This is a genomic window from Phenylobacterium immobile (ATCC 35973) (genome assembly GCF_001375595.1).
In the GTDB taxonomy this organism is placed as follows: Bacteria; Pseudomonadota; Alphaproteobacteria; order Caulobacterales; family Caulobacteraceae; genus Phenylobacterium; species Phenylobacterium immobile.
The window spans coordinates 78119-88608 of sequence record NZ_CVJQ01000001.1 but is presented as its reverse complement, the minus strand read 5'-3'; the positions used below and the strand labels follow the sequence as shown (position 1 = coordinate 88608).

General features: G+C 68.3%; 10 protein-coding genes. 4 read left to right on the top strand and 6 right to left on the bottom strand.

Going from position 1 to position 10490, the window contains the following annotated elements; all coding sequences use genetic code 11:
• Positions 1 to 72: 72 nt before the first annotated feature.
• Positions 73 to 1194: a DNA cytosine methyltransferase gene (locus BN1313_RS00395; RefSeq protein WP_091735020.1), complete on the bottom strand. Its 1122-nt coding sequence runs from the start codon at positions 1192 to 1194 to the stop codon at positions 73 to 75.
• Positions 1195 to 1263: 69 nt separating this feature from the next.
• Here BN1313_RS00395 and BN1313_RS00390 point away from each other — a divergent pair, with 69 nt between their 5' ends.
• Positions 1264 to 1722 (top strand): COG3650 family protein, encoded by a 459-nt coding sequence (locus BN1313_RS00390; RefSeq protein ID WP_141653050.1) that lies wholly within the window; start codon positions 1264 to 1266, stop codon positions 1720 to 1722.
• Here the strand turns inward: BN1313_RS00390 and BN1313_RS16955 are convergent.
• Positions 1719 to 1850, bottom strand: a complete 132-nt coding sequence (locus BN1313_RS16955) for a hypothetical protein (protein ID WP_281176447.1) — start codon at positions 1848 to 1850, stop codon at positions 1719 to 1721. The genes BN1313_RS00390 and BN1313_RS16955 overlap by 4 nt on opposite strands.
• A gap of 159 nt (positions 1851 to 2009) precedes the next feature.
• Between BN1313_RS16955 and recQ the strand changes: the two genes are divergently transcribed.
• Together recQ and BN1313_RS00380 are read left to right on the top strand one after the other, a co-directional pair.
• On the top strand, positions 2010 to 3881 hold the full coding sequence (recQ, locus tag BN1313_RS00385) for a DNA helicase RecQ (protein ID WP_091735015.1): 1872 nt from the start codon (positions 2010 to 2012) through the stop codon (positions 3879 to 3881).
• Positions 3878 to 4387: a GNAT family N-acetyltransferase gene (locus BN1313_RS00380; protein ID WP_091735012.1), complete on the top strand. Its 510-nt coding sequence runs from the start codon at positions 3878 to 3880 to the stop codon at positions 4385 to 4387. Before recQ ends, BN1313_RS00380 begins: the two co-directional genes overlap by 4 nt.
• Here the strand turns inward: BN1313_RS00380 and BN1313_RS00375 are convergent.
• Entirely contained in the window at positions 4384 to 4647 is a 264-nt protein-coding gene (locus BN1313_RS00375; protein ID WP_091735009.1) for a hypothetical protein, read from the bottom strand. The genes BN1313_RS00380 and BN1313_RS00375 overlap by 4 nt on opposite strands.
• A 389-nt stretch (positions 4648 to 5036) precedes the next feature.
• On the opposite strand from BN1313_RS00375, the gene BN1313_RS00370 reads away from it, so the two are divergent.
• The gene (locus tag BN1313_RS00370; protein ID WP_091735006.1) at positions 5037 to 6194 is read left to right on the top strand and encodes an aromatic ring-hydroxylating oxygenase subunit alpha; all 1158 of its coding nucleotides are present in this window, start codon (positions 5037 to 5039) and stop codon (positions 6192 to 6194) included.
• Between the two features lie 2 nt (positions 6195 to 6196).
• Here BN1313_RS00370 and gyrB read toward each other — a convergent pair whose 3' ends face one another.
• The 3 genes from gyrB to BN1313_RS00355 all read right to left on the bottom strand — a co-directional run bounded on the left by gyrB (position 6197) and on the right by BN1313_RS00355 (position 10456).
• Positions 6197 to 8626, bottom strand: a complete 2430-nt coding sequence (gyrB, locus tag BN1313_RS00365) for a DNA topoisomerase (ATP-hydrolyzing) subunit B (RefSeq protein WP_091742022.1) — start codon at positions 8624 to 8626, stop codon at positions 6197 to 6199.
• Positions 8627 to 8767: 141 nt separating this feature from the next.
• Positions 8768 to 9904 (bottom strand): DNA replication/repair protein RecF, encoded by a 1137-nt coding sequence (recF, locus tag BN1313_RS00360; RefSeq protein WP_091735003.1) that lies wholly within the window; start codon positions 9902 to 9904, stop codon positions 8768 to 8770.
• A gap of 18 nt (positions 9905 to 9922) precedes the next feature.
• On the bottom strand, positions 9923 to 10456 hold the full coding sequence (locus BN1313_RS00355; RefSeq protein WP_091734999.1) for a DUF2239 family protein: 534 nt from the start codon (positions 10454 to 10456) through the stop codon (positions 9923 to 9925).
• Positions 10457 to 10490: the final 34 nt, after the last annotated feature.

The following is a 10490-nucleotide window of genomic DNA, read 5'->3' as shown; positions in this document are numbered from 1 at the left end:
TCCTGTCCGGTTGTCGGCCCTAAACCTAATCCATCCGATAGGATTTGAAAGACGGCCTCGGGCGATCCGGCCCTACGCGGCCGCGATCAAACAGCGCTCCGCCAGCAGCGGCTCCAGCAGGCGTTCGGCCAGGTGGCGCACAACGGGCGCGGCGACCCCGTCGCCTGCGACATGGAGCGCGGCGGTGACGGCCTTGGGCAGTCGGTAGCTGTCGGGCAGACCCATGAGGCGCGCGGCCTCGCGACCGCTCAGCAGGCGCGTGCGGATCTCGCCCGCCTCAACGATGCAGATCGCCTGGCGCGACGAGCCGCCGCGCGGCGTGCGCAGGCACCCGGCCAGGCCGTCGAGCCGAACCTCGGCGCGCTGCACGCGCTGGCCGGCGACTTCCCGGGTCCGACGGAAGACCGCGCCGACCGTTCGACCAGGAGCGAGGGCGGCGGCGGCAAGACGCTGGCGGTGCAGCGGCGCCATCAAGGACAGCCAGTGGCTGGTGCGCGCAGGGGGATGCCAGGCCACATCGGCGTCATCCTCGAGGATGGCGGCCAGGTCGAGGTTGCGGGCGTCCGGCGCGGCCAGTCGCCACCAGGCCCAGCGGGCTTTCAGCGCGTCAGGCAATCGGGCGTGGGCCTCGCGTACGGCGCGTGTATGGAAAGGGCTGTCCCCCACAAGGTCAGGCGACGGCGGACCCTGGACCGCAACCACGAAGACCCTCGGGCGCGATTGCGGCAGGAAGCGCGCGGCGTCGATCTCGAGCGCGCCGAAAACATAGCCCTCCGCCGCCAGCGCCTCGCCCAAGGCGGTGAAATCCGCGCCGGCGTGCGAACTCAGGAGGCCCACGACGTTTTCGATGACGATGACCCGCGGGCGGCGCGCGCCCAGGCCCTGCACCAACCGCCAGAAGCCGAAGAAGGCGGACGACCGCCCGCCGGCGAGGCCCGCGCGCGCGCCGGCCAGGCTGAAGTCCTGGCAGGGGCTGGACGCCCAGGCCAGATCGGCGGCGCCGGGCAGGTCGTCCGCGCACAGGGCCCACACATCGCCCTGATGGAAATCGGCGGCCTCATGGTTGGCGCGGTAGGCGGCGGCCTTGACCGGATCGAAGTCGTTGGCGAACAGGCAGGACCAGCCCTCGCCCAGGCCCAGGCGCGCCATGCCGCCGCCTGCGAAGAACTCATAGAAGGTGAAGGGCCGACTCACTCCGCCAGCCTAATCTCGGCGCGCGCTTCCGCGAAATGCGTTAACCTTAACTGTCCTAGGGGAATGCAGATGTTTGCTCGTTGCGTGATCTTGCCGGTGCTCGTCGTCCTCAGCCTTTGGGGGTGCAAGCCGGCGATCCCTTCGCCTGCGCCGAAGAGCCTGGAGGAGACGGCCCCGCCACCGGCTTCGGCGCCAATCAGCGACTTCAGCGGTGATTTCGACCTGATCGGCACAGAGCCCTTCTGGAATCTGAAGTTGAGAGGCGGGACGCAACTTGTGTTCAGTCGGCCCGATTCCCCGGTGGTCGTCGCAACGGCGCCGGGCGCCGAAATTCAGGCGGGACGGGCCATCTGGCGCGCCAAGGCGGAGTCTGGCGGCCCGCTTACGGCGACGATCCGCGTCGGCGAGTGCTCAGATGGCATGAGCGATCGCACCTACGCCATGTCGGCGGAAGTGGAATACGAGGGTCGATTGCTTGTCGGCTGTGCGACCAGGCCCGCCGATGCTGCTGGGCAGCCCGCTGGTTAGCGGCGCAGTTCCAACAGGGCGAAACGCGAATGCGAAGGCGTATCCTGCGTCGCGCCATTCGGCGTCGGCAGAATGAAGCCCAGAGACACAGCCAGGGCGAGGGCGGCGGCGATAAAGACCTTGTTCATGGTGCGGCGGATTTGGGGTTTCAGTTTTCGTTCAGCAAGGTTAACGCCGCCGCCGCGAAAGTTTTCCGCTACAGTGTCGCTTAAGTACCGTGATTTTTCGCACGCATGGTTGAGTGTCCGTGGTTAGTTCTCACGGCGACTCACAGGCATAAGGGGGCGATGAGCCCGGCCCTCAGCCACGCCGACCTTCCAGACCCGGATCCCGCCTCGCCAGCCCCCGTGCTGGGCCGGGCCCGCGAGCTTCTGCGGCGCATCTTCGGTCATGCCGATTTCCGCGGTCTGCAGGCCGACGTCATCGCCGAGGTCCTGGCGGGGAACAGCGCCATGGCCGTCCTGCCTACGGGCGGCGGCAAGAGTCTCTGCTACCAGATCCCCAGCCTGATGCGGCCGGGACTTGGCTTGGTCGTTTCGCCCCTGATCGCCCTGATGACCGACCAGGTCGCTGCGCTCCAGCAGGCGGGGGTCGCCGCCGCGAGGCTCGATTCCCATATCGAGCCCGCCGAGCGCGCCGAGACCTGGCGGCGTATAGATGCGTGCGAACTGGAGTTACTCTACATTTCGCCGGAGGGGCTGATGCAGCCCTGGATGCTGGAACGTCTGGCGCAGATCCCGCTCGCCCTCATCGCCATCGACGAGGCCCACTGCGTCAGCCAGTGGGGGCATGACTTCCGGCCCGAGTACCGCATGCTGGGCCGGCTCGCCGATCTTTTCCCCCACGTTCCGCGGCTGGCGGTGACGGCGACCGCCGACGCGCGGACCCGCATCGACATCCGCAACGAGCTGCGCCTGCAGGACAGCGCCGAGTTTGTCGCCAGCTTCGCCCGGCCCGAACTGATCCTATCGGCTGAACGGAAACGCGGAACTGGACGCCAGCGGGTCGTCGACCTGGTCAAGGCGCGCGCCGGCCGTTCCGGCGTCGTCTATGCGGGCTCCCGCGATGGGGTCGACAAGCTGGCCGAAGCGCTCCGCGAGGCGGGCGTTCCGGCGCTGGCCTATCACGCCGGCCTCGACCGGCGGATACGGGCCGAACGCCTGGAAACCTTCCTGGAGGCCGAGGAGGCGGTGATGGTGGCGACCATCGCTTTCGGCATGGGGGTCGACAAGCCTGATGTCCGCTTCGTCATCCACGCCGATCCGCCGGCGGCCATCGAGGCCTACTGGCAGGAGATCGGCCGGGCCGGTCGCGACGGCGAGCCTGCCGAGGGCATCACGCTTTACGGGGCCGCGGACATGGCCTGGGCGCTGCGCCGCTCCGGCGAGCGCGAGGTCGATGAGAGCGTCAAGCAGGTCCAGGCCCGCAAGGTTCGCCAGCTCTACGCCCTGCTGGATGGGACCAGCTGCCGCGCCGCCGCCGTGCGCCGCTACTTCGGCGAGGAGGGTGTCGAGCCCTGTGGACAGTGCGACCTTTGTGTCTCGCCGCCCGACGCCTTTGACGCCACGGAAGCTGCGCAAAAGGCGCTCTCGGCGGCCCAACGCCTGAACGGCCGCTTTGGCCGCGGCCGGCTGGTCGACCACCTGCTGGGTAAGACCAAGGATCCGAGCGACTGGGAATCCGGCCTGTCGACCTTCGGCGTCGGTCAGAACCTCAGCCAGCAAGCGTGGCGCGACCTGACCGAGCAACTGCTGTTCGAGGGCCTGTTGAAGGAAGATCCGAACGACGGCCGGCCCCTCGTTGGCCTGGGCGACGCAGACCAGGTGCGGGCGGTCTATCGTGGCGAGCGCCGCGTCCTGCTGCGCGCCGTGGCGGCTGACGACGAGAAGGTCGCGCGGAAGGCGCGTAAGACCCGCGAGCCGGTGTCGGTCGGCGGCGACGCCCAACCCCTGTTCGAAGGCCTCCGGGCCTGGCGTTCGGCCGAGGCCCGCGCCCAGCACCTCCCGCCCTATGTGATCTTCCACGATCGCACCCTGACCGAGATCGCGCGCCTGAAGCCGCAGTCGCGCGCGGCGCTGGCCGGCATCGGCGGCGTCGGCGAGGGCAAGCTCGCCCGCTATGGGGAGGCGGTGCTGAAGGTCGTGCGGGACTTCGCATGATCGCTATCCGACCCAGCACGGCTGGCGATCTGCCGGCGATCGTTCGTCTGGTGAACGCCGCCTATCGTGAGCTGGGCGGCTGGACCACCGAACACGGCGTGGTCTTCGGCGACCGCATCGCCCAGGCGGACCTGGCCGCTGATCTCGCCAGTGCCGACAAGACGATCCTCAGCGCGGTGGAGGATGGCGCTGTGATTGGCTGCGTGCGGCTGGAGACGCGCAAAAACACCCTGTTGGTCGGCTTGCTGGCGGTTAGGCCCGATCTCCAGGCCAGGGGCGCCGGCCGCACGCTGCTGACAGGCGCCGAGGCCTATGGTCTGGCCCATGGCGCAACGGTCGCCGAACTCAGCGTCGTCTCGATCCGCAGCGAGCTCATCGCCTGGTACGTCCGGCGCGGTTACCGCGTGACGACGGAGACTGCGCCCTTCGTCTACGATCAGCTGCCGCCCGGCGTGGCGCAGACGCCGGGCCTGGAGTTTGCGATCCTGCGCAAGCGCCTCGGCTAGAACCGGGCCTTCAGCTCGACGCCCCAGGTCGCGGGGTCGTTGACGAAGCCGGTCAGGTTGTTGAAGTCGACGTCCAGCTTCTCGCCGGCGACGGCGGTCACCGAGACCGGCACGTCATTGATGTTTTCCGTCCGCTTCTGGGCGGTGACGACGATCTCATCAAGGGCCGCGGAGGATTGCGCCAGGGCCGCGGAGCTGAACATCAGTGCGGCTGCAGCCACACCATGCGCCCAGCCCAGATGGAAAATCTTAGCGGCCATTGGAAGCGTCCCCTGCGTTCGTCGTCGACCCGACACCCATCTTGACGCATAAGCCTGCCGGGCGAGTGGCGATATCTTGCGGTTTGGTTCTGTGACGCTCCGGCGGGCGATGGCGAAATACCGTGCGGGGACGCCACATGGAATTAGCTGGCGCGCCGCGTTCCGCGGCGTGGCCTCCGCCGAGCGTGAAGCCCGGGCGGCCCGAAGGTGGGGAACGCCAAGACGGTCTTGACCACCGCCGTGAAAAGAGGCCGGCCCCCTTATGATCAGTCTCCTGGCGCACCGCCACGGTCGGGCCTTGAGTCGTGATGCTGCGAAAGCTGCTTTGAGACGCTCAAGGGACGCCAAGCCGGGCGAAAGGCCGTTGGTGCGCTGTTAAGTTCTTGCCTATGGCTCGCGGTTGCGACGCTATTCGCGGCATGGACATCTGGACGCGCACCTTGGTCGAGGAGGGCGCCTTCGTCGACGAGCAGGCGAAGCTCGCCGGAGTCTGGACGTTTCTCGGCCTCACCAGCGATCTGAAGGAAGACGACGCCTGGATCACCGGCCAGATTGGCGGCCGCGCCGTTTTCGTCCAACGGTTCGGCGGGACCCTCCGAGGCTTCGAGAACGTCTGCGCCCACCGGGGCTTCCCGCTGAGGCTCGGCGGCAAGGGGCGCGGCGCCGTCATCTGCGGCTTTCATCTTTGGCGCTATAACGCTGATGGCCGGGTCGTGGGCGTGCCGATCGCGCAAGAGGCCTTCGGATGCTCGGCGGAAGAGCTCCACGCCGGCCTCGCCGAACTCGAGGTGGCCTGCTGCGGGGGCCTCGTTTTCGGACGCTTCGCGCACCAGGCGCCGGCGGGGCCGCTGAGCGGCGGCTTGGAAGCCTTTCTCGGCGACGCCTTTCCAATGCTGGAGACGATCTGTCAGTTCTCGGACGCCCCCGCCGTCCGCACCTATGGCCGGATCGTCGAGGCGAACTGGAAGCTGATGATCAACATCACCCTCGACGACTCTCACTTGCCCGCCATTCACGGCCGCAAGCGGTTCAGTCGTCGCGACGAGTTCGACTATTGGCGGTTCGGCGCGCACAGCGCCCATACCGAAGGGCAGCAGGAAACGCAGGCCGCGATGTTGGCGGACTGCGTCGCGGGCGTCTATCAACCCGTCCGCTACAAGCTCTTCAATCTCTTTCCCAACGTGGCCATCGGGCTTCTTCGGCTGGGCCCCTACTGGTACGTCCTGCTTCAGCACTTCGAGCCAGTCGGTCCCGCCGAGACCAAATGGCGCGCCCACTATTTTCGGACGCCCTGGCGCGCCGGCGCCGAACCCCTGCTGGCGCCGCAGTCTCCTCGTACGACAGACCGTATCGTCGCCTGGCTGTTCGAGCGTGTGGCGCGCCGGGTCAACGAGGAAGACCACATCGCCTGCGAGCGCCAGCAGACCAACGCGCGCAACATCCCGCCGCCGATCGCCCTGCTCTCGGCGCATGAAGAGCGTATCGGTTGGTTCTACGAGACCTGGCGGATGTCGCAGCCTGGCGAAGACGGGTCGCCTCGCTTGTAGCCCTAGACGTCAACCTCGGCGTCCAGGGCGTTTTCCTGGATGAACTCGCGGCGGGGCTCGACCAGGTCGCCCATGAGTCGCGTGAACATGCCGTCGGCGTCGTCGGCGTGGGCGACCCTGACCTGCAGAAGCGTGCGGGCCTCGACATCCAGGGTGGTCTCCCACAGCTGGTCGGCGTTCATCTCGCCCAGGCCCTTGTAGCGCTGGACCGACAGGCCGCGGCGGCCGTTGTCCATCACCGCGTTCACCAGGTCGACTGGGCCGCGCACGGTGGCCGAGCGATCGCGCCGTGCGTAGACCGCCGGCTTGGCGAAGATTTCCGCCAGCTCCAGCGACCGTTCGGCCAACCGTCGCGCATCGGCCGCCTGCAGGAGCTGTTCGTCCAGCACGATGCGTTCCGACACGCCCCGGCGCACGCGGCTGAAGGCGAAACCGACGCCAGCGACCTTTTCGCCTGACCAGGCCCCGTCGCCTTCCTCGGCGTAGAGATCCAGGCGCGCGGCGGCGGCGGCCAGATCATCCGAGCCGCCGATCAGACCCGAAAGGGCCGTCTGTTCGATGGCGAAGGCAGGGGCGCGGGCGGCCAAGCGCTCGATATTGGCCTTGGCGCCGCGGGCCGTCTGGACCATCGCCAGGAGGTCCTTGCCAGACAACTGTTCGCCGTTCGACAGCGTGAGAACCGCGCCATCGACGCCCTCGTCGATCAGGTAGACCTCGAGCTCGCCGTCGTCCTTCAGGTAGCGCGAGGACTTGCCCTTGGTCGCCTTATAGAGCGGCGGCTGGGCGATATAGAGATAGCCGCGCTCGATCACCTGCGGCATCTGCCGATAGAAGAAGGTGAGCAGCAGGGTCCGGATGTGGGCGCCGTCGACGTCGGCGTCCGTCATGATGATGATCTTGTGGTAGCGGATCTTCTCGATATCGAAGTCGTCGCGGCCGATGCCGGCGCCCAGCGCCGTGATCAGGGTGCCGATCTGCTCGGACGACAACATCTTGTCGAACCGGGCGCGCTCGACGTTCAGGATCTTGCCGCGCAACGGCAGGATCGCCTGGTTCTCGCGGTTGCGCGCCTGCTTGGCCGAACCGCCGGCGGAGTCGCCCTCCACCAGGAAGACCTCCGACTTGGCCGGGTCCTTCTCCGAACAGTCGGCGAGCTTCCCGGGCAGGGACGTGATGTCGAGCGCCGACTTGCGCCGCGTCAGTTCACGCGCCTTGCGGGCGGCGTCGCGAGCCGCGGCGGCCTCGGCGATCTTCTGGACGATCAGGCGCGCCTCGGCCGGATGCTCTTCAAACCAGGTGGCGATGCCTTCGGTGACCAGGGCTTCGACGGCCGGGCGCACTTCGGAGGAAACCAGCTTGTCTTTGGTTTGGGACGAGAACTTCGGGTCCGGCACCTTGACCGAGACCACGCAGGTCAGGCCCTCGCGGGCGTCTTCGCCTGAGACCGTGACCTTCTCGCGCTTGGCCGTGCCGGAGCTCTCCGCATAGCCGGTGATGATCCGCGTCAGCGCCGAGCGGAAGGCCGCCAGGTGGGTGCCGCCATCCCGCTGCGGGATGTTGTTCGTGAAGGTGAGGACGTTCTCGTGGTAGCTGTCGTTCCACCAGAGCGCGAGGTCCAGCTCGACGTTTTCGCGTTTGCCGCGCACGACGATGGGCGTCTTGATCAGAGGCGTCTTGGCCTTGTCGAGGTGACGGACGAAAGCCTCGATGCCGCCGTCGTAGTGCATGACCTCTTCGGTCGGCTCGGCGCCGCGCTGATCCTTCAGCCAGATGGTTACGCCGGAGTTGAGGAAGGCCAGCTCCCGCAGGCGGTGCTCAAGCGTCTTCAGGTCGAACTCGATGAAGGCGAAGGTTTCCAGCGACGGCAGGAAGGTGACCTCCGTGCCGGTCAACGGCTCGCCGTTCTCCCGCAGGGGCGACTTGCCGGTGATCTTCAGCGGCGAGACCGCGTCGCCGCGGCGGAACTCCATCTCGTGGGCCTGGCCGCCGCGGTGGACCTTCAGCTTCAGGAAGTCCGAGAGCGCGTTCACCACCGAGACGCCCACGCCATGGAGGCCGCCGGAGACCTTGTAGGAGTTCTGGTCGAACTTACCGCCGGCGTGCAGCTGAGTCATGATGACCTCGGCCGCCGAGACGCCTTCGCCCTCGTGGATGTCGGTGGGAATGCCGCGGCCGTCGTCGGTGACGGTGCACGAACCGTCCGCATTCAGGATGACCTCGACCCGAGTGGCGTGCCCCGCCAGGGTCTCGTCGATGGCGTTATCGACCACCTCATAGACCATGTGGTGCAGGCCAGAGCCGTCATCGGTGTCGCCGATGTACATGCCCGGCCGCTTGCGCACCGCGTCGAGGCCCTTCAGAACCTTGATCGATTCCGCGCCATAGGCGTTGGCGGCGGCGTCAGCGGCTGAGATGTCTTTGTCTTCGCTCATCAAATTTCCGATGTGCTGGCAGGCTGTCCAGCCCGCGCGGCGGCGACCGATAAAATCGGTCGAATCTTCAATGACTATATAGGTTTCGTGAAGCGTTGGCGCACGGTTTTGGGGCTCAGGGTCGTCCATCGCCCACCCGTCTTATCCGCGCCCTGAGATTCCCGACCCCTCCACCGCTAGGCCTTGAGCCCGGCCTTCCAGCCCCTCGAAGAGGTGCGCATCGGTGCCGGTGAGGAACGCCTGCAGGCCCACCGCTTCGATCTCGTCGAAGAGGGCGACCCTGCGCCGGGCGTCGAGGTGGGCGGCGACTTCGTCGAGCAGGAGGATTGGGGCGGGGCCTGAGCTGCGGGCCAGGCGGGCGGCCTGGGCCAGGACGAGGTTGAGGATTAGCGCCTTCTGTTCGCCGGTGGAGCATTCGGCGGCGGGGCGGTCCTTTTCCAAGTGGATGACGGCCAGGTCCCCGCGATGCGGCCCGGTGAGCGAGCGTCCGGCTGCGGCGTCGCGGTCGCGGGCGACGGCGAGCGCGCGGACCAGGGCCTCGCCGATCTGGTCGGGGGAGGCGTCCTCGGCGGCCATCTGCTCCCAGGCGCCGGACAGGGAGAGTTTCGCCTGCGGAAAGGGCCGTTCGCCACGGCTGTCGATCTCGGCCTGCAGGGCGCTGAGCGTGCGTGCGCGCGACAGGGCCATGAGCGCCCCGGCCTCGGCCATCCGGGCCTCCAGCGCGTCCAGCCAGGCTGTGTCGGGCGGGCCGTCGGTGAGCAGCTTCAACCGCTCGCGCATGGCCTTCTCATAGGCGCCCACATGGGCTGCGTGGATCGGCGCGTCGGCGAAGACCAGGCGGTCGAAGAACTTGCGGCGCTCGGCGGCGCCTTCCAGGAACAGCCGGTCCTGGGCCGGCGTCAGCCAGACCTGGCGGACCAGTTCAGCGAGCCGGCCCGGCGGGACGGGTTCCCCTTCCAGCCGCACCAGACGCCGCGACGCGCCGGGCTGGTCGACGCCCGTCCCGAGGTGGGTCTCTTCCTCGCCGCTGCTCAAGGTGGCCGACACCGCCCAAGCGCGGCCCAGGGGTTCGCCCGGCGCGCGGAGGCCGACTTCGGCCAGGCTTGCGGCGCGCAGGCCGCGGCCGGGAATCAGGAAGCTGACCGCCTCAAGCAGGTTGGTCTTGCCGGCCCCGTTCGGGCCGACGAGGTAGACAGGGCGGCCATCAAGGGCGATCTCCGCGCGGTCATAGGAGCGGAAGTCGGTCAGGCCGAGGCGGGTGATGGCCGTGCGGGTCACGCGCCGTCATAGCCGGTTTCAGTCGCCGTAGGCGAGCCGCCGCATGTGGCCGGCGACATCGGCCGGCCAGGCCGCGATCCGCGCGTCGAACCCTTCACGGTCGCCGGCGTAGAGCGCGCGCACGGCGTCCTCGAACCCTGCAAGATCTCCGGCCATGGCTGATCCGAAGCGATAGGCGGCGTCCAGCCTGGCGCGGCGCTGGCCTGTGTCGTCGCGGCGCGCTTGCTCCACCAGCTTGCGCAGGGTGACCGAGGCGCCGCCTGGTTGCGTCGCGAGCCACTCCCAGTGCCGGGGCAGCAGGGTCACCTCGCGCGCGGCGACGCCCAGCTTCGGTCGCCCGCGGCCTTTCGGCTCTGGACCGTAGCGATCGACGACCGCCTGGGCGGCGCCGGACAGATCAAGGTCGATGGCGCTGCCGGTGACGTCGTCGAAGACGAAGATCTGCGCCTGGCCCGTGCGGGTCTGCGCCTCCAGGGCGGCCAGGGCGATTTCATGCAGAGGGCCGGTGCGCAGACGCACGCGGCCTTCGAAAAGGGTCAGGGTGTCGGTCATGAGCGCTCTAATGCCGCGTCGGGCATATGCTGTC